A 20,306-nucleotide genomic window follows, 5' to 3' on the forward strand; every position below is an offset into this window, starting at 1 on the left:
AATAGATTCAAAACGTGATAGTATAAAATAAACTAAATCTTATTAAACAAAGGAGAATAATCGGAAATGCAACTATTCGATATGCCGCTCGACCAATTGCAAACGTATAAACCTGACAAAACTGCCCAAAAAGATTTTTCTGAGTTTTGGAAGTCCTCTTTGAATGAGCTTGCCGAAGTTCAAGCAGTTCCTGACTTACAGCCGGTTGATTATCCTGCTGATGGAGTGAAGGTATACCGCCTTACATATAAAAGTTTTGGAAATGCCAGCATTGCCGGTTGGTATGCGGTGCCTGACAAAGAAGGCCCGCACCCGGCGATCGTCAAATATCACGGCTACAATGCAAGCTATGACGGAGACATTCATGAAATGGTCAATTGGGCTCTGCACGGATACGCTGCGTTCGGCATGCTTGTCCGCGGCCAGCAGGGCAGCGAGGACACCAGTATTTCTCCGCACGGACACGCATTGGGCTGGATGACAAAAGGAATTCTTGATAAAGATACATACTACTACCGGGGAGTTTATTTGGACGCCGTCCGCGCGCTTGAAGTCATCAGCAGCTTTGATGAAGTCGACGAAACAAGAATCGGCGTGACAGGCGGAAGCCAGGGCGGAGGCATAACCATTGCGGCCGCTGCTCTGTCAGATATTCCGAAAGCCGCTGTTGCTGATTATCCTTATTTAAGCAATTTCGAGCGAGCCATCGATGTGGCGCTTGAACAGCCGTATCTCGAAATCAATTCCTTTTTCAGAAGAAATGGCAGCCCGGAAACAGAAGAGCGGGCCATGAATACACTAACGTATTTCGATATTATGAATCTGGCTGACAGGGTGAAGGTGCCTGTACTGATGTCGATCGGGCTGATTGACAAGATTACGCCGCCTTCTACTGTGTTTGCGGCCTATAACCATCTGGAGACAGAAAAAGAGCTGAAGGTGTACCGCTACTTTGGGCATGAGTATATCCCTGCCTTTCAAACGGAAAAGCTTGCCTTTTTTAAGCAGCATCTTAAAGGCTGACAGACGTGAAGAGCCGCCGCATCATCGGGCGGTTTTTTTCTGCAGACAGCCGGAATGAGAAAAGACGGGAGACGAATATATATGAAACAAAGAATCATTGATGAACTAAAACGAATTGAGCAAGAGTACAGCGTTAAAATCGTGTATGCCGTTGAATCAGGGAGCCGTGCTTGGGGATTCCCATCGCAAGACAGCGATTATGATGTCCGCTTTATTTATGTGCCGAAAAAGGAGTGGTATTTTTCAATTGAGCAGGAGAGGGATGTCATTGAAGAGCCGATTCACGACTTGTTGGACATCAGCGGCTGGGAACTGAGAAAAACGCTCCATCTATTCAAAAAATCAAACCCTCCGCTGCTTGAGTGGCTGTCCTCAGACATTGTGTATTACGAAGCCTTTACGACCGCAGAGCAGCTGAGAAAGCTGCGAAGCACAGCGTTTAAGCCTGAAGCCAGTGTGTATCACTATATCAATATGGCAAAAAGAAATGTCAAGGATTACCTGCAAGGGCAAGAGGTGAAAATCAAAAAGTATTTTTACGTGCTGCGGCCGATACTGGCGTGTAAGTGGATTGAAAAGCACGGAACCATTCCACCGATGGATTTTACTGTTTTGATGAATGAATTGATTACGGAACCCGAACTGAGAGCAGAGATGGAAACCTTGCTTGGGCGCAAAAGAAAAGGTGAAGAACTGGATCTTGAAGCAAGAATTCATGTGATTCACCAGTTCATTGAAACAGAGATTGAAAGGATTATGGAGGCGGCGAAAACGCTGAAAATCATCAAAAAAGATATCACGCCTGAGCTGAATCGGTTGCTTTTGAATACTGTTGAAGAAGTGTGGAATGATGGAGGAAGCTGATGTTTCATGTCGCTCCCCTCTCCATATTTCGACAGGAAGTCCCCCGACTTTCTAACTATCTGATTGTGAGAAACCCACAAAAATAATCAGAATCTTTGTATTTTGAGAATATTGTGAACGGAGGTTTTGTCCATTTACAATAAACTCATACAAATACTTCTTAGATTGCGGGGTGTTGAGGTTGGAAGTGATCACAAGAGATTTTTTCTTGTTTTTATCCAAAAGCGGCTTTCTCAATAAGATGGCGAGAAACTGGGGAAGCCGGGTAGCAGCGGGTAAAATTATCGGCGGGAATGATTTTAACAGTTCAATCCCGACAATTCGACAGCTTAACAGCCAAGGCTTGTCAGTTACTGTCGATCATTTAGGCGAGTTTGTGAACAGCGCCGAGGTCGCAAGGGAACGCACGGAAGAATGCATCCAAACCATTGAGACCATTGCGGATCAGCAGCTGAACTCACACGTTTCTTTAAAGATGACGTCTTTAGGTCTCGATATAGATATGGATCTGGTGTATGAAAATATGACGAAAATCGTCCAGACGGCCGAGAAGCATAAAGTCATGGTCACCATAGACATGGAAGACGAGGTCAGATGCCAGAAAACGCTTGATATATTCAAGGATTTCAGAAGGAAATATGAGTATGTAAGCACGGTGTTGCAGGCCTATCTGTACCGCACGGAAAACGATATTGACGATTTGGATTCTTTGAAACCGTTCCTTCGTCTTGTAAAAGGAGCATATAAGGAATCAGAAAAAGTGGCTTTTCCGGAAAAAAGCGATGTCGATGAGAACTACAAAAAAATCATCCGAAAGCAGCTCTTAAATGGTCACTACACAGCGATTGCGACACATGACGATAAAATGATCGATTATACAAAGCAGCTTGCCAGGGAAAACGGCATTTCCAATGACATGTTTGAATTCCAGATGCTGTACGGCATGCGGTCGCAAACCCAGCTCAGCCTCGTAAAAGAAGGTTATAACATGAGAGTCTACCTGCCTTACGGAGAGGATTGGTACGGCTACTTTATGAGACGCCTGGCAGAACGTCCGTCAAATATTGCATTTGCCTTCAAAGGAATGACGAAGAAGTAAAAAAGGAGAGATTACAATGACAACACCTTACAAACATGAACCATTCACAAATTTCCAAGACCAAAACAACGTAGAAGCGTTTAAAAAAGCGCTTGCGACAGTAAACGAATATTTAGGAAAAGACTATCCGCTTATCATCAACGGTGAAAGAGTGGAAACAGAAGCGAAGATCGTTTCCATTAACCCGGCTAATAAAGAAGAGGTTGTCGGCAGAGTCTCAAAAGCTTCTCAAGAGCACGCTGAGCAAGCCATTGAAGCGGCGGCTAAAGCCTTTGAAGAGTGGAGATACACGTCTCCGGAAGAAAGAGCGGCTGTCCTGTTCCGCGCGGCTGCCAAAGTCCGCAACAGAAAGCATGAATTTTCCGCTTTGCTCGTGAAAGAAGCAGGGAAGCCTTGGAACGAGGCAGATGCTGATACTGCTGAAGCGATTGACTTCATGGAATATTATGCACGCCAAATGATTGAACTGGCAAAAGGCAAACCGGTCAACAGCCGTGAAGGCGAGAAAAACCAATATGTATACACGCCGACTGGTGTAACAGTCGTTATTCCGCCTTGGAACTTCTTGTTCGCGATTATGGCGGGAACAACAGTAGCGCCGATCGTTACCGGTAACACAGTTGTTCTTAAACCTGCGAGCGCAACGCCTGTTATTGCTGCGAAATTCGTTGAGGTTCTTGAAGAATCCGGCCTGCCAAAAGGCGTTGTGAACTTTGTTCCTGGAAGCGGAGCGGAAGTCGGTGACTACCTTGTTGACCATCCAAAAACAAGCCTTATCACGTTTACGGGATCAAGAGAAGTCGGTACGAGAATCTTCGAACGCGCGGCAAAAGTTCAGCCAGGCCAGCAGCACTTAAAGCGTGTTATCGCTGAAATGGGCGGTAAGGATACGGTTGTTGTCGATGAGGATGCGGACATTGAATTGGCGGCTCAATCCATCTTTACATCTGCATTCGGCTTTGCGGGCCAAAAATGTTCTGCAGGTTCACGTGCTGTTGTCCATGAAAAAGTGTATGATCAAGTATTAGAGCGCGTTATTGAAATCACAGAGTCTAAAGTAACGGCAAGCCCTGACAGCGCAGATGTTTACATGGGACCTGTCATTGACCAGGGTTCTTATGATAAAATTATGAGCTATATCGAGATCGGAAAAGAGGAAGGCCGATTAGTAAGCGGCGGTACTGGTGACGATTCAAAAGGATTCTTCATCAAACCAACGATCTTCGCTGACCTTGATCCGAAAGCAAGACTCATGCAGGAAGAAATTTTCGGGCCTGTTGTCGCTTTCTCTAAAGTATCAAGCTTTGATGAAGCATTAGAAGTGGCGAACAATACTGAGTACGGTTTAACGGGAGCGGTAATCACAAACAACCGCAAGCACATTGAGCGTGCGAAACAAGAATTCCATGTTGGAAATCTGTACTTTAACCGCAACTGTACAGGAGCCATCGTTGGCTACCATCCATTCGGCGGCTTCAAAATGTCCGGCACAGATTCAAAAGCCGGCGGTCCGGATTACCTGGCACTGCACATGCAGGCAAAAACAATCAGTGAAATGTTCTAAAGCGGGACTAAATGGGCATCCTCCCTGCGGGGGTGTCCATTTCATCCATATACTATAAAAAAGAGGAGGAAGTGCTATAGAAAACACACAGCTGATTATTTCGATTTGTATTTATATGGCGGGGATGCTGCTGATCGGCTACTTTGCCTACAAACGTACGTCAAACCTGACGGATTACATGCTGGGAGGACGTTCCTTAGGTCCGGCTGTAACCGCTCTCAGTGCGGGAGCTGCCGATATGAGCGGCTGGCTGCTGATGGGGCTTCCGGGCGCCATGTTTTCAACTGGACTAAGCGGCGTTTGGATTGTGTTCGGGCTTTGCCTTGGAGCATGGGCAAACTGGCTCTACGTCGCGCCGCGGCTGAGAACATATACAGAAAAAGCGGGGAATTCGATTACGATTCCCGGATTCCTTGAAAATCGTTTCGGAGATCAAACAAAGCTCCTCAGACTGTTTTCAGGAATTGTCATTTTAGTCTTTTTCACATTTTATGTATCGTCCGGAATGGTGTCCGGCGGCGTCTTATTCAACAGCATCTTGGGGATGAATTATCACACCGGCTTGTGGATTGTGACTGGTGTTGTTGTCGCGTACACCCTGTTTGGGGGCTTTCTGGCTGTCAGCTGGACAGATTTTGTTCAGGGGATCATTATGTTTGCAGCACTTATTCTCGTTCCTATCGTTACGTTTTTCCACACCGGGGGAATAGGTGAAACAACTGCTGAGATCCGCTCTGTGGACCCTGATATGTTTAATATTTTTAAAGGAACCAGTGTTCTTGGCATCATTTCACTGTTTGCATGGGGCTTGGGCTACTTTGGCCAGCCGCATATCATTGTGCGTTTTATGGCGATTACATCTGTCAAAGAGATAAAAAGAGCACGCAGAATTGGAATGGGATGGATGATTCTTTCGGCAGTCGGCGCAGTGCTGACAGGTTTGGGCGGAATCGCTTATTACCATCAGCGGGGCATGTCATTGAAGGACCCGGAGACCATATTTATCCAATTAGGAAATATTTTATTCCACCCAATTATTACAGGGTTTCTAATTTCTGCGATTTTAGCGGCCATTATGAGTACAATTTCTTCCCAGCTGCTTGTTACGTCAAGCTCCTTGGTAGAGGATTTGTATAAGTCGATGTTCCGGCGCTCAGCTTCTGATAAAGAACTGGTGTTTTTGGGCCGTCTGGCTGTGCTGGCTGTTTCAATTGTCGCGTTAGTTCTGGCTTGGGAGAAAAACAATACCATCCTTGGGTTGGTCAGCTACGCGTGGGCGGGCTTCGGTGCATCATTCGGGCCGGTTGTACTGCTCAGTCTGTTTTGGAAACGAATGACCAAATGGGGGGCACTCGCCGGCATGATTGTGGGAGCAGCAACTGTAATCATTTGGGCGAATGCCGGTCTTTCGGGCTTTCTGTATGAAATGATACCTGGTTTTGCTGCGAGTCTGTTGTCGGTCTTTTTCGTCAGCGTATTGACGCAGGCTCCGTCACAAGATGTTACAGACCAGTTTAAAGACTACCAAGATACGATGTCACAATAAAGATCGAAAGGAGGAGGAAGGGGATGTCCCTTTTTCCTCTTTTCTCCTTTTAAGACCGTTGTTTTTTCTTTTGGAAACAAACGTATTTTTTTCTATACAAAAAGACCCCGTATGGATATGATTAAAGTAAAAAAAAAGTATAGGAGAAAAAGGTATGGAAGAGCTTTTAGAGAGAGTTTTTTCATTTTCAGATGTTGATAAGCTGATTGACTTTATCAGCTATGAGCTGCAAAAACCAGTGATACTGGAAAGCGCGGATTTCTTTTTGTTAGCCTACAATTCTTACTATATTAACCATTTTGATTCTGCAAACCAGCAGACTATTTTTTCAAAAAAATGTCCGGTTCAGATTTTTGAGAGGTTTTTGAAGGACGGGATCATTGAAAAGCTGAAAACAGAACCTGAGCCTTTTCGCGTCAATAAAATTGAGAGCATTGGGTTAAATCAGAGGGTAGTCGTGAGTGCAAAGCATAAAGGGGAAGTCATGGGCTACATCTGGATTCAGGAACTGGATCGTGATCTGACAGACGAAGAGCTCGACTTTTTGTACGAGACCTCCTTCCATGTCGGAAAAATTATTTATAAAGCGAACAAGCTGAAACAGGAAAAGGAAGAAAGAGCTGAGGACCTCATCAAACGGGCTATCTATCAGCAATTTATTTCTGAAAAGGAGCTCAGGCGGGAAGCTGAGAGAATTAACACCGTGCTGCCTTCTGTGTTTTCAGTTGTCATCCTGCACGCCGCGAATGGGGATGGGGAAGCGGTGGAAGATTTAAAGGAAAATATCAGGTCTTACCTGAATTTGCGGGATAAAGTCAGTCATGTCTTAACGATAGAATCAAATATTGTCATCGTCGTAGCGAGTTTTTCCCAAAAAAGCTCCGCCTCCTCAGCAGCTGCTGAATTCATTAACAAGCTGTTAACACATTTTCACTTTCAAAAAATTCCTACCCCTATCTATATCGGTATCGGAAACGAATATGACCACATCTTAAAGCTCGGCAAAAGCTATACAGAAGCATTGGAAGTCATTAAAGCCGCAGAAATAACCGGCAACCAGGAAAACATTCCATATGAATATGAGAAGCTCGGTATTTATCGTTATTTAGAAAGCATTGAACAGAAAAATGACTTTTTGGAATACGAGAATAAGGATTTAGCCTTACTAAAAGCAAAAGACCAAGAAAGCAGCACCGAGCTGCTGAAGACGCTGGAAATTTATCTCCTCAACAACTGCAAAACAAAACCAGCCGCGGAACAGCTGTTTATTCACCAAAACACATTAAATTACCGCATCAAGCAGATTCTTGAGATGACATCCATCGATTTAAGCGATTTCAGAACGCGATGCCAGCTCTATCTTGATTTGATGCTGATGAAAAAGAAATAAAAAAGAAACCAGTACTTGTACTGGTTTCGTCTTCAATTAAAAGCCTCTGTAAACATACGGATCATCAGGTTTTTTTATGGTGTTCCAGTCTGTCACTTTCACGACAGGAAGGGTGGATTTGAATGGCTGATAATATTCTGAGGCAAGAGTGCCCTTAATTTGAACCCATTCATCATCCTTGATGTTTATGTCCTTCGGAAACTCCACAAGCATCCCGTACACGCCGGAATCAGCGATACAGTGAATAATGCCAAACCGCAATACGAACAGCTGGTTTTTGTTAATCGCGTTTCCTTTATACGCAAATCCATGAAATTCAATCGTCCGTCCGAGAAATTCGCCTGGATAGTTATAAATGGTTTCCATGCCTTTTAAGAAATCATCATCGGTCAGAGAAATCTCTTTTTTACCAGAATATTTTTTATACAGCTGTTTCATCTGCTTGTTATAGCTGTCTTGCGCATAATAAAGGCTGGCATCAGGCCGCAGATACTGGGTTTGGGAGTAGTGGTCTCCGCTTTCCATGGCCTTAAACGAGAACCCTTTTGTTTTGACGATAGATGAGTCAAGTGTCGCAATCGGAAAAAAGATGCCTGACACCAAAGGAAAAAGAAAAACAAGATAAATAAAATACCGCTGATAAAATGGTTTGTTTTGTTCATGGTCATGCTCGTGATCATGGCCGCAGCCGCAATCATCGTCATGATGATGCCCGCCTTTTTCAGGCGATTTGACAAACAAATACGCTTGAACAGCTGTCAAAATGGCCAGCAGGAAGATCGCAATAAAGGACAGATAGGAATATTTCATATTGATATATTTTGTTAGATTTCCTGAGGTATGCAGATGATAAAAGAAAAATGTAAATCCCATCAGCACCAATAGACGAAACATCCAATCACCCCTTTACAAGTAGTGATCCCGCTAAGACGATCACGACAATATACGTAATCAGCAGGAAAACAAATCGTTTTTTGAAGGCCGCGAGCATCATCAAGAGATTCTTAATATCAACCATCGCACCGAAGACGAGAAAGGCGATGAGCGAGCCTAAAGAAAATGTGCTGCTGAAGGAAGACGCAATAAATGCATCCACTTCTGAACAAAGCGACAAAACAAACGCCAGACCCATCATCACGAGGGAAGAAGATACATCATTCTGGCCAATCGCAAGCAGAGTGGATGTTTTGACGTACGTCTGCATCGCGGCTGCGATAAAGGCGCCGATAATTAAATATTTCCCCACGGAGAAAAATTCATCAATGGCGTGACGCAAGGTCCCTCCCAGCTTTTGAAACAGGGTGTGGTGATGATGATGGTGATGCCCGGCTTCATCGGGCTTTAACAGCTGGTTATCCTTAAATTGATAGGATAAGATGATGCCAATAATCACCGAGACAGCCAGCGCCAGCCCGCCTCGGTAAAAGACAACGCTCCATCTATTCCCGAACGCAATATACGTAGAAAACAAAACAATGGGATTGATGATAGGAGCGGTCAGCATAAAAGCAACGCCCGCATGCAGGGGAACCCCTTTTAGCAGAAGCCGCCTCGTAATCGGGATAATGCCGCATTCGCAGGCGGGAAATAAGATGCCGGCAAGCGCACCAAATAAGACTGCGAGAAACCGGTTTTTCGGCATGATCCTTGCAATCATTTCTTCAGAAACAAACATTTGAATGATTCCGGACAGAATGACGCCAATCAGAATAAACGGAATGGCTTCTATTAAAATACTGATAAAAATAGAATTCAGCTGAAGAAAAGACGATTGTGCTGTCACAATAAAACCTCCGCTCATGGTAAGCTGCCTCTGATTATATCACGAAAAAAGGCACTGATTGTTTGACGGAAGAGGAGGAAGGATCGTTTCACCTTGTTTAGGATTCCATGAATTCAAGTATGATTCTATCTGTTTCAGCAGCTTCTTTCCCGAGCCAAATCAGGTGTCCCCATGAGTGAAGCAAACAGAGAACAGCGTCAGGAATATGTTCTTTTGCATAATGTGCATGTGACTTGTCGATAAATCCATCATAAACACTTTGCATAATCAGTACGGGGCATGAGATGGCCTGCAGCTCTTTTGAAGAGATAGAGGCTGTTTGTGACAAGTCGAGCTGAAAGCCTTCACCTGAGCGCTGCCGGCTGTTCATTTTCCGAAATGCTTCTATGTCTTTTTCATCCATCATGGACTTGATTCGCTGAAACGATAGTGTGCTGAATTGTGGGCTCATGGCTTGAAACATGAAACGCGGGAAGGCGTTATTTAGAAAAGAAATCAGCTTCCATATCCATTTTTCCACCGGTGGGCGGAAGAGGATTTTCCCCATTTTATATTCAGTATCTTTGGGGGTGAGCCATTCCTTGGTGACCGCGGATTGCAGGGTTAGAGTGTTTACCCTTTCCGGATAATGTGAGGCAAAGCATATGCCGCTCGGCCCTCCTGCTGAGATGGCCACCACATGGACACTGTCGACTTGTAAATGATCTAATAAATTCACATAGAAACGGCAGGCGTCGGCAAGACTTTTTCCAATCACTTTTGAAGTCCGTCCATAGCCGGGCCTTGAAGGAGTGATGATGGAATATTCATGCTCAACCAGCGCCGTGTACCCGAATTCCTCGTAACAATTTGAATGCCCGCCATGCATGACAAGAATGGGGGTTCCACTGCCTGTTATAGAATATTCCAGTTTGTGTCCTTCGAAAGTGATCGTTTCGACTTGTCTTTTCATCTGTTTCTCCCATTTGTTTTCTGCCTATTATAGAGTTTTCAACAATTTACCACAAGGAGAAGAAATGAATAAACAAAGGCTCGGGAAATATGATATACTTTGTATTGATATTCATTCTCAATTAAACGTTATAACATTAATGATAGATTTGGAACGGGAGGCAGGACGGATGGCTGAAAATCAAGAGGTGTATGACGTCACGATTATAGGCGGGGGGCCGATCGGGCTGTTTACGGCTTTTTACTGCGGCATGCGGGAGCTGAAAACGAAAGTGATCGAGTTTTTGCCGCGGCTCGGGGGAAAGGTGTCTTTATTTTTCCCTGAGAAGATGATTCGCGATATTGGCGGGATACCGGGGATTGCCGGTGAGAAGCTGATCGAACAGCTGAAGGAGCAGGCGGCGACGTTTGACCCTGATATTGTGCTGAATCAGCGAGTGACCGGATTTGAGCGTCTGGATGACGGAACCATGGTGCTGACTAGCTCTGAGGGGGAGAAGCACTATACAAGAACCGTTATTTTGGCTGTCGGCATGGGCACGCTGGAGGTCAATGAGTTTGACAGCCAGGATGCAAGCCGGTATGCAGGAAAAAATCTTCATTATAAAGTGGAGAAGCTTGATGCGTTTAAAGGCAAACGGGTCGTGATATCTGGCGGGGGAGATACTGCGGTCGATTGGGCTAATGAGCTGGAACCGATTGCGGCGTCTGTTACTGTCGTGCATCGCAGAGAGGAATTCGGCGGACTGGAAAGCAGCGTGACGAAAATGAAGCAGTCATCTGTGCGGGTGCTTACTCCTTATCGGCTTGAACATCTTATCGGCACAGATGAACGCATCGAAAGCGTCACCGTTTGTCATGCGGCGTCTGGACATCCCGAGGAAATCGAGCTTGATGAGCTCATTATTAATCACGGGTTTAAAATTGATCTCGGCCCGATGAAGGATTGGGGTCTCGAGATTGAAGAAGGCCGGATTAAAGCTGACAGACATATGCGGACAAATCTTCCGGGCGTGTTTGTTGCGGGGGACGCGGCTTATTATGAAAGCAAGCTCAGATTGATTGCCGGCGGTTTTACAGAAGGCCCGACTGCCGTCAACAGTGCGAAATCTTATCTGGACCCTCAGGCGGAAAATATGGCGATGTATTCCACCCACCACAAAAAATTGGTTCATAAATAAAAAAGCCCTTTGGAAAAGGGCTGTTCATCAGCTGTGGAGGAGCTTTTTCTCCACTTGCTCATTTTGTATAAACGCAAATAATTGCTTATGGTCTTGTACGGCAGTAAACCCGTATGCAGCGGCGGGCGTGTCGTCGCCTATACAGATGACAGGGGGGCGGCTTGCGGACGGTTCTGTTGAAATGCCGATTTCTTCTCCCGCGCTGATCAATTGCTGAGCGGACAGCTTGCTGGGGCAAATGATCATGTGCAGAGGAGACTCACTGATCGTACGCTCGGTCATGCGGGTGAATCGCTCATCTATGACGTTTTCATGGGTGATATAGCACAAACAGGACTCTGATTTCTGCATTTCTTCTACTGAATGACGGCTGCCGACAATCAGCTTTTTAGGTGAATTGTGATGGTGCTCGGATATGATGAAGCCGCGTTTTATAAGCTCTGCCTTTCCTGCTTCTGACGCTGCACTCAGGCGTGCGGTCAGCTGGCGAATGTCGATTTGTTTGGATGCGAGGACTTGAAAAAATTCGCAAACCGCACGGCGTGATGTGAAGAAAATATCTTCGAAGGTGCTGATCTGTTCTAGAATATCCCCGTTGACAGGCATTTTTTCAGTTCGCCATTTCGGCCATTCGATGACATCGGCTCCATATTCGCGCAGCTTGTATGCCAGTGTATGCTCATCTTCGTTATGAGTGACTACCATCATATGCTGCCCGATGAATGGTTTGCTCTCAAACCAGCTGTGTGTTTGAACGTTTACAATATCACCGATGACGATAATGGCGGGATTTGTGATTTGCTGTTCCTGTATGTTTTGATGGATATCCTGCAGCGTTCCTTTTACGCTCCGCTGGCGGCCCCACGTTCCCCATTGAATCACGATGACAGGGACAGAAGGAGATTTTCCGTACTCGATGAGCTGCTGGCAAATAAATGACAGGTTTTTCACACCCATGTAAAACACAAGCGTTTGAACGCTTCGGGCAAGCCCTTCCCAGTCAAGGTTCGGCGTGCCTTTTAAGGATTTATCATGTGCGGTAATCATGGCGAAGGACGAAGCGAAATCCCGATGCGTGACGGGGATTCCTGCATACAGCGGCGCGGCGATTCCCGAGGTGATGCCCGGCACCATTTCATAGCGGATGCCATGCTGGTGGAGCGCGTCTGCTTCCTCGCCGACTCTGCCAAATACGCTGGGATCTCCGCCCTTCAAACGGACAACGGTTAATCCCTCCGACGCTTTTTCAATTAGCAGGGCATTGATCTCTGCCTGTTTCATAAAATGGCGGTCCGGCAGTTTTCCGCAATAAATGAACTGGCAGTCAGGTGATGCGTATTCGAGCAGCTTTGGGTTTGCGAGCCGGTCATACAAAATGACATCCGCTTCCTCCAGCGCTTGTTTTCCTTTTATGGTGATGAGCCCTGGATCTCCAGGTCCGGCGCCCACAAAATATACGATTCCGTTTTTCATGATCATGTCATCCTTCCGTCACTGTAAAAAATGAAGGATCACTTTGAAAGTGATCCGGTCTTTGATCAATATACGAGATAAACGTGTTCTCCTTCGATCAGCGTTTCGTATGTTTTGACACAGCCGTGATCCGGCTCTTGAACGATTCCGTCTTCCAAGGAGATTTTCCAGTCGTGCATCGGACAGAAGACATATTCGCCGCTGACGATACCTTCTGCAAGGACGCCGCCCTTATGGGGACAGCGGTTTTCAATGGCGCGGATGCTCCCGTTTGAAAGCTTAAAGACCGCAAGCTCCTTATCTTCAATATACACTGTTTTTCCTAATTGTTCAGGCAATTCTTCGATTTTTCCGATACATACTTTTGTGACGTCTTTGTTCACCATGTCCATTCCTCCTCAATGTTTGTTTCTGTCATTATGATGTGGTCACGACATTTTCAAATAATTCTTTAGAGGTTTGTTTATCTTCCAGGAAGTCCTTCCACGGATCTTTGTGGACAGAGAGCGTTTCATTCATTCGGTCGTTCAGCTCCTGCCGTTTTTCCGGATCGTTTAGAACATCTTGGACATGGGATAAACCGACGCGCTCCAGCCATGCGGACGTGCGTTCTAAGTAGTTTGCCGTTTCCCGGTAGTATTGAAGGTAAGCGCCTGCGTATTCCAAGACTTCTTCATTTGTTTTCACCTTCATCAGCAAGTCGCCGGCACGCAAATGGGTTCCGCCGTTTCCGCCGACGTAAAGCTCCCAGCCACCGTCGATGCCGACCACGCCAAGGTCTTTAATGCCGGACTCCGCACAGTTCCGCGGGCAGGCAGATACGGCCATTTTCACTTTATGAGGCGTGTTGAGTCCTTCAAATGTTTTCTCAAGGTCGATGCCTAGGGCCATGGAGTCTTGTGTGCCAAAGCGGCAGAATTGTTCGCCTACACATGTTTTTACCGTGCGGAGTGTTTTTCCGTACGCGTAGCCTGACGGCATATCAAGATCGGCCCATACCTTTGGCAGGTCTTCTTTTTTCACGCCGATCAAGTCAATTCGCTGGCCGCCTGTCATTTTGACGAGCGGGATCTCGTATTTATCGACGACATCAGCGATTTTGCGAAGATCCTGAGAGTTGGTTACACCGCCGTACATCCGCGGTACGACAGAGTAGGTACCGTCTTTTTGAATATTGGCGTGCATCCGTTCATTAACAAAGCGGGATGTTCTGTCATCCTCATATTTTGACGGATTGATCATGCCTAAGTAGTAGTTAAGAGCCGGACGGCATTTGGAACAGCCTTCTGGCGTTTTCCAGCCGAGCACGTTCATGACTTCTCTTGTATGTGACAGCCCTTTGGCTTTGATTTCTTCGACTACCTCATCTCTCGACAATGAGGTGCAGCCGCAAATCGCTTCTTTTTGGGCTGATGCGTCAAAGTCTGATCCCAGCGTATACTGAAGGATATCTTCTACGAGCGGCTTACAGCCTCCGCATGAGCGGGACGCGCCGGTGCAAGCTTTGATTTCATCTGTTGATGAACAGCCCTGTTCCTGAATGGCTTGAATAATTGCTCCTTTTGACACACCGTTACAGCCGCAGATGATTTCATCATTGCTCATGGCAGCGGTCAGACTTGTGCCCGCTTCTTGGTTGAGAGGCTGTAAAATTGAGATTTTAGAGGTTTCAGAGATATCTGCCTCTTTTTGAATCATCGAAAACAGGCGGTTGCCCTCACTGCTGTCGCCGAATAAAACAGCTCCGACAATCTGATTGCCTCGCAGCACGACTTTTTTATAAATGCCATCCTGTTCATCAAAGACCTTAATCGCTTTTTTCTCGTCTGATTCGTGAAAGTCACCGGCAGAAAAGACCTCGACTCCTGATACTTTCAGTTGTGTGGAGAGAACGGAGCCTTCATAAGGTTTCGTTTCAACACCGCAGATATGGTTAGCGAGCACTTTCGCCTGTTCATAGAGCGGCGCCACGAGTCCGTATGCGATTCCTCGGTGCTCGGCGCATTCACCGACCGCATAAATGTGCGGGATTTCGGTTTGCATATAATCATTGACAATAATGCCGCGGTTGACTGGAATGCCGCTTTCGGCCCCAAGCGCTGTATTCGGGCGGATGCCGACGGCCATGACGACTAAATCGGCTTCAACGCTTGTGCCGTCTTTGAATCTGACGCCCTCGACCCGGTCATCTCCGAGAATTTCTTCTGTTTGCTTTTCAAGCAGAAAGGTCATTCCTTGTTTTTCTAATTCGTTTTGCAGCAGGCGTCCGGCCGTTGCGTCAAGCTGGCGTTCCATCAGGAAGGGAGCGAGATGGATAACGGAGACTTCCATACCGAGATTCAGCAGGCCGCGCGCAGCTTCCAAGCCAAGCAAGCCCCCGCCGATGACGGCTGCTTTTTTATATTGTTTTGACGCGGCGAGCATCGTGTCTGTATCCTTTATGTCCCGGAAAGCTGTGACGCCTTTTTTGTCTGCGCCCGGAATCGGCAGGATAAAAGGGACAGAACCTGTAGCCAGAATCAGTTCATCATAAGGCTGTATTCGGCCTGCATCGGTGATGACGGTTTTGCTTTCTATGTCCACTTTGATGACTGTTTCATTGGTATACAATTGTATATTGTTTTCTTCGTACCAGTTCCAATCGTTTAACGTAATATCTTTGATATCTGTATCGCCTTGCAGCACTTTTGACAAAAGGATTCGGTTGTAGTTGGGATGCGGTTCGGAACCAAAAATTGTGATTTGGAATTCGTCTTTTGAAACACTCAGTATTTCTTCAATGGCCCTTACCCCGGCCATTCCATTACCAACAAGAACTAGCTGTTTTTTCCCCATCAGATGATCCGCTCCTTATCAATGTTTTTTTCAGCGTAGCACAGCAAAAAGAAATATTTAAGATGCATGTTATAAAATGTAACAAAATATACGAAAATTTCTAAAATTTTTATGAAAAATTTAAATAGGTCTGACTCGGACGGCGCATACCTTAAAACCGGGCATTTTACACGCTGGATCTAGGCTGTCACCAATCAAGTCATTTACGTTTTGGGCATCCGCCCAGTGGATGGGAACAAATACTGTGTCTTTTCTGATGTGTTCTGACCATTTGCTGCGGACGGTGATGCTTCCGCGAGGAGATTCGATGTTCACGAGAACACGGTCCTCGATATTGTGGGCCGCTGCTGTTTTCGGATGGATTTCCATAAATGATTCAAAATCTCTTGCGGCCAAAGAGGCGCTTTTTCTCGTTTGGACACCTGTTAAATAATGAGACATGACCCTGCCGGTCGTTAAAAACAACGGATATTCGGCAGTCGTCTTTTCTTTAGGAACAACGGGTTCGTTTGGGATCACACTTAATGCCGCTTTATGATCCGGATGTGCAAATGAGTCCTCAAACAAGCGTCCGGTTCCGGGGTGATCAGGTTCCGGACACGGCCAGTGAATCCCGCCTTCTTGTCTGAGCCTGTCGTATGTGATGCCGGAATAATCGGCGATTCCGCCGCGGCTTGCTTCTCTCAATTCGTTAAAGATGTCCTCCGCAGACGTGTAGGGAAAATAACGGCCTTTTCCGAGAGTGGACGCGATCTCGCAAATGATCTGCCAATCATGCTTTGCTTCCCCCGGGCAGGGGCGGCTCGCTTCCCTTAATGTCACGCGGCCTTCCACATTTGTCATCGTGCCTTCGTCTTCTAAGTAAGAGGATGCGGGCAAAATGACATCTGCAAATTTCGCTGTTTCAGATATAAACAAGTCGATTGCAACAAAGAATGTCAGTTTTGACAGCGCCTGTTTGACAAGGTTGGCATTTGGGCTGGAGACTGCTGGATTGGAACACATTAGAAACAGTCCTTTAATGTCTCCATCGTTGATTTTTTCCATCATTTCATAGGCTGAGACGCCTTTTCGCGGGAGCTCATCCGGATTGACTCCCCACACTTTTGCAATATAAGCCCGATGGTCTTCGTTTTCGATGGAACGGTAGCCGGGAAGCTGATCTGCTTTTTGGCCATGCTCTCGGGCGCCTTGCCCATTACCCTGTCCGGTGATCGCTCCGTAGCCCGAGTAAGGCTTGCCGATTTTTCCTGTGATCAGCACCACATTTAAGAAGCCTCTCACAGCCGCGGTACCATCGGTTTGCTGTTCAATGCCGCGGGCTGTAAACAGCATGCCGGACGTTTCCATGGCAAACTTCATAGCAGCCTTTCGCATTTGCTCTAAAGGAACATTTGTCTGCTCGGCGATGTCTTCCAGATTTAAAGCACCGATATGCTGTTTGAGCTCATCAAATCCGTTCGTGCGTGTGCGAATAAAGTCTTCATTTATGAGCTGTTCGTCTATAATGATTTTGACTAAACCGTTGGCAAGGGCGGCGTCTGTCCCGGGTTTGATTTTTAGATGAAGGTCGGCTATTTTTGTCGTCGCTGTTTCCCGGGGGTCAATGGCAATGAGATAAGCCCCGTTTTCTTTCGCTTGTTCAAAATACGGCATGATGGTCGGCTGGCATTCTGCGATATTGGTGCCGGCCAAAATGATCACTCGGGAGTGGGGGATTTCCGATAATGGATTCGTCAAGCCTCTGTCTGCTCCGAATGTTTGGTTGGCTCCGGTTGCTGCGGCGGACATACAGAGCCGGCCGTTGTAATCGATGTATTTTGTCTGTAAGCCGACTCGTGCGAACTTTCCTAACAGATACGCCTCTTCATTCGTAATCGAGGCGCTTCCGTAGACAGCCATCGCATCATGGCCGTGTTTGGCTTGGATCAGGGTGACTTGCTCCTTTATATAGTTCAGTGCTTCATCCCAGGAAACAGGCACAAATTCACCGTTTTTTTTGAGCAGCGGCCGGGTGATACGGGAGGCGTGCAGGGCATGCTGATGGGCATTCATCCCTTTCATGCATAAACGGCCTAGTGTCGTAGGATTGTGGATGCCGATGGCTGTATATCTTTTCCGTGTAACGATGGTTTGTTCCACAAGCTGCATTTTGCATTGCATGCTGCAAAATGGACATTGGGTGTCGTATGTTTTTTCTGATTGGACGTCTTGCTGTTTTTCGCGGAAATATCTAAGCAGTCGTTCAGTCAAAATGCCTCATCCTTTCTTCATTGCGCCAGACTGTACAGGCTGATTTTGCAGCAATGACAGGTCTGTTTGGAGGTTTTCCAGCAGCTGTGTCCGCAAATCCTGTTCAAATAATACCTCTCTGATATGAATGATGCCGAGGCGGTCAATCCACTGATGAACCGCTTCTGCGTAGTGAGCCGTTTCGCGATAATATTGAAGAAGGCCTTTCATCATAATGGCAGTATTTTCTTCGCTATCTGTCACACAAAACAGCATTCCGGAACGGGCATGTGCTCCCCGGATGCCGCCAGTGTAAATGTCCCAGCCCTCTTGTGTTTGAATGGCGCCGATATCCTGTATAGCTGCCGTTGTGCAGTCTTTTTCACACGACAAGCTGATCGATATGTGATCGGGCATGGGAAGCATGTCAGCATGTCTTTCGATATGGCTTGCTAGCTTTTGAATAGATTGATCTTCTCCGCACGTACATGCTAAGACACTTCGCAGCGTGCGGCGGTGCTGATGAGAGAAAGCCGGCATGTTCAGTTCTTTTCTGATGTTTACAAGGTCATTTGGATGGAATCCGGAAAGCTTCAGCCTCTGGCCGTGAGTAATTGAAACATAGGGGATGCCGTATGTCTCAATGATGTTTGCGATGTTTCTGAGTTCCTTCGCATTTGTCAGTCCGCCGTACATTTGCGGAATGAGGGTGCATGTATCCTGGGCCGATGCTTTAGGGGACTGGATATAGCCGGGCTGCAGCAATTCCATATAATAGTGAAGCGCCGGAATACAAACATTGCAGCCGTTTTTCATTTTCCAGCCAAGCTGATTCATTACCTCAGCAGGATCAGTGAAATGACAGCGGTGCAGTTCGGCGATGACTTCGTCTTCCGTCAAATCAGTGCAGCCGCAAAACGAAGGCTGGCCGGCTGGTTCTGTATATTCGCTGCTGGCCATGTATTCCAGAAGGTCTTCAACGAGCGGCTTGCAGCCTCCGCAAGAGCCGGATGCTTTTGTGCACTGCTTGACTTCTTCGACCGTTTTTAAGCCTTTCGTGTGCACCGCTTTTTCAATCAGACCTTTTGTCACTGAGTTGCATTGGCAAATGGTTTCAGTGGGAGGCATGGTTGCAAATGAAATGCCCGTTTGATCCGGTTCAATCAGCTGCTGTTTGACAATGGAAATGTCTCTTTGCTTGAGAAGGCTGTCGAGAAGCCGCTGTTTATCGCGTGTGTCTCCGAATAAAATAACGCCAGCCAGTCTGTCGTTCTCAAAGAGCGCTTTTTTGTAGCAACCGGCATGTTCATCATGAAGCTTCATGCTCGTCGTGCCTGCGTCTTCGTGCACCTTTCCTGCCGACCACACATCAATTCCCGCTATTTTTAAGGCTGCCGATTGGGCAGAGCCATGATATCCTTCACATGGAACGCCGCAGATGTGCTGTGCGAGGACTTTTCCTTGTTCATAAAGAGGGGCGACCAATCCGTATACCATTCCGTTATGCTCGGCGCATTCCCCGACGGCATACACATTCGGTTTGCTCGTCTGCATGAATTGATTGACGATGAAGCCGCGGTTTGCGGCGAGTCCGGCTGATGCAGCCAATTGGATATTGGGTCTTACACCAGCCGCCATTACAATCAAGTCTGCTTTTATCGAAGAACTGTCGCTGAATCGGATACCATCTGCCCGTGAGCCTCCTGTAATGGCTGCTGTGTCTTTCTCTAAAAGAAAGGTTAAGCCTTTTCGTTCCAGTTCAGACCGCAGCAGACGAGACGCTGTTTGATCGAGCTGTTTTTGCATGATGTTGGGGGAGTGGTGAACGACGCTGACATCCATGCCCAGGTGCCGCAGGCCGACAGCCGCTTCAAGGCCTAATAAGCCGGCGCCGATGACCGCTGCCTTTTGATAATGTTCAGCCATGCTGATAATAGCTTGACAGTCTTCTATTGTCCGAAAGCCGTAAACACCTTCTTTGTCTGTCCCGGGTATGGGGAGAATATGAGGGGAGGAGCCTGTTGCCAGGATCAATTTGTCGTAGGACAGGCTGCGTTTTTGATCTGTAGTGACTTGCTGTAAATCTGGGTTGATTTGCACGACCGTTTCTCCAGTGTAAAGTGTTATGCCTTGCTTGGCGTACCATTCACTGCTGTTCAGCACAATGTCATCGAGCGCTGCCTCCCCCTGTAAAACAGAGGATAAGAGAATGCGATTATAGTTGGGATGCGGTTCGCTGCCGAAAATGACAATCTCAAACATGTTACGATGAAGCTTCAATATTTCTTCAATACAGCGAATTCCGGCCATTCCGTTCCCTGCTACGATTAATCTTTGTCTCTTCATTTGCCAGACCTCCTTTGCC

General features: G+C 46.6%; 15 protein-coding genes. 7 read left to right on the plus strand and 8 right to left on the minus strand.

Features of this window, described 5'->3' with window-relative positions:
• Positions 1 to 66 precede the first annotated feature (66 nt).
• The 6 genes from cah to putR all read left to right on the plus strand — a co-directional run bounded on the left by cah (position 67) and on the right by putR (position 7,486).
• Positions 67 to 1,023, plus strand: coding sequence for a cephalosporin C deacetylase (gene cah, locus HC660_RS01810; RefSeq protein ID WP_010332956.1), 957 nt, complete (start codon positions 67 to 69; stop codon positions 1,021 to 1,023).
• Between the two features lie 81 nt (positions 1,024 to 1,104).
• Positions 1,105 to 1,887, plus strand: a complete 783-nt coding sequence (locus tag HC660_RS01815) for a nucleotidyltransferase domain-containing protein (protein WP_168746887.1) — start codon at positions 1,105 to 1,107, stop codon at positions 1,885 to 1,887.
• Between the two features lie 187 nt (positions 1,888 to 2,074).
• Positions 2,075 to 2,986, plus strand: a complete 912-nt coding sequence (gene putB, locus HC660_RS01820) for a proline dehydrogenase PutB (protein WP_081638229.1) — start codon at positions 2,075 to 2,077, stop codon at positions 2,984 to 2,986.
• Positions 2,987 to 3,002: 16 nt separating this feature from the next.
• Positions 3,003 to 4,550: an L-glutamate gamma-semialdehyde dehydrogenase gene (gene pruA / locus HC660_RS01825; RefSeq protein ID WP_168746888.1), complete on the plus strand. Its 1,548-nt coding sequence runs from the start codon at positions 3,003 to 3,005 to the stop codon at positions 4,548 to 4,550.
• A 91-nt stretch (positions 4,551 to 4,641) separates the two neighbouring features.
• A complete protein-coding gene (gene putP, locus HC660_RS01830) occupies positions 4,642 to 6,096 on the plus strand; it encodes a sodium/proline symporter PutP (RefSeq protein ID WP_168749354.1) in 1,455 nt (484 codons plus the stop codon).
• Between the two features lie 154 nt (positions 6,097 to 6,250).
• Positions 6,251 to 7,486, plus strand: a complete 1,236-nt coding sequence (putR, locus tag HC660_RS01835) for a proline utilization transcriptional regulator PutR (RefSeq protein ID WP_010332961.1) — start codon at positions 6,251 to 6,253, stop codon at positions 7,484 to 7,486.
• 36 nt (positions 7,487 to 7,522) lie between these two features.
• Here the strand turns inward: putR and HC660_RS01840 are convergent, their stop codons facing one another.
• The 3 genes from HC660_RS01840 to HC660_RS01850 form a co-directional block, all read right to left on the minus strand.
• Entirely contained in the window at positions 7,523 to 8,380 is an 858-nt protein-coding gene (locus HC660_RS01840) for a TIGR03943 family putative permease subunit (RefSeq protein ID WP_168746889.1), read from the minus strand.
• A 4-nt stretch (positions 8,381 to 8,384) separates the two neighbouring features.
• Positions 8,385 to 9,269, minus strand: coding sequence for a permease (locus HC660_RS01845; RefSeq protein ID WP_168746890.1), 885 nt, complete (start codon positions 9,267 to 9,269; stop codon positions 8,385 to 8,387).
• Between the two features lie 97 nt (positions 9,270 to 9,366).
• Positions 9,367 to 10,221 carry an alpha/beta fold hydrolase gene (locus HC660_RS01850; RefSeq protein WP_168746891.1) on the minus strand — a complete coding sequence of 285 codons (855 nt, stop codon included), beginning with the start codon at positions 10,219 to 10,221 and terminating at the stop codon, positions 9,367 to 9,369.
• A 169-nt stretch (positions 10,222 to 10,390) separates the two neighbouring features.
• Here HC660_RS01850 and HC660_RS01855 point away from each other — a divergent pair, with 169 nt between their 5' ends.
• Positions 10,391 to 11,401, plus strand: coding sequence for an NAD(P)/FAD-dependent oxidoreductase (locus HC660_RS01855; protein WP_168746892.1), 1,011 nt, complete (start codon positions 10,391 to 10,393; stop codon positions 11,399 to 11,401).
• Positions 11,402 to 11,428: 27 nt separating this feature from the next.
• Here the strand turns inward: HC660_RS01855 and cobA are convergent, their stop codons facing one another.
• The 5 genes from cobA to nirB all read right to left on the minus strand — a co-directional run bounded on the left by cobA (position 11,429) and on the right by nirB (position 20,287).
• A complete protein-coding gene (cobA, locus tag HC660_RS01860; protein WP_168746893.1) occupies positions 11,429 to 12,880 on the minus strand; it encodes a uroporphyrinogen-III C-methyltransferase in 1,452 nt (483 codons plus the stop codon).
• Between the two features lie 59 nt (positions 12,881 to 12,939).
• On the minus strand, positions 12,940 to 13,260 hold the full coding sequence (gene nirD, locus HC660_RS01865) for a nitrite reductase small subunit NirD (protein WP_010332967.1): 321 nt from the start codon (positions 13,258 to 13,260) through the stop codon (positions 12,940 to 12,942).
• Positions 13,261 to 13,291: 31 nt separating this feature from the next.
• Positions 13,292 to 15,709, minus strand: coding sequence for an NADPH-nitrite reductase (gene nasD, locus HC660_RS01870; protein ID WP_168746894.1), 2,418 nt, complete (start codon positions 15,707 to 15,709; stop codon positions 13,292 to 13,294).
• Positions 15,710 to 15,829: 120 nt separating this feature from the next.
• A complete protein-coding gene (gene nasC, locus HC660_RS01875; protein WP_168746895.1) occupies positions 15,830 to 17,962 on the minus strand; it encodes an assimilatory nitrate reductase catalytic subunit NasC in 2,133 nt (710 codons plus the stop codon).
• A gap of 6 nt (positions 17,963 to 17,968) precedes the next feature.
• Positions 17,969 to 20,287, minus strand: coding sequence for a nitrite reductase large subunit NirB (gene nirB / locus HC660_RS01880; protein WP_168746896.1), 2,319 nt, complete (start codon positions 20,285 to 20,287; stop codon positions 17,969 to 17,971).
• Positions 20,288 to 20,306: the final 19 nt, after the last annotated feature.

The sequence above is a fragment of the Bacillus mojavensis genome (assembly GCF_012648005.1).
Classification (GTDB): domain Bacteria; phylum Bacillota; class Bacilli; order Bacillales; family Bacillaceae; genus Bacillus; species Bacillus mojavensis.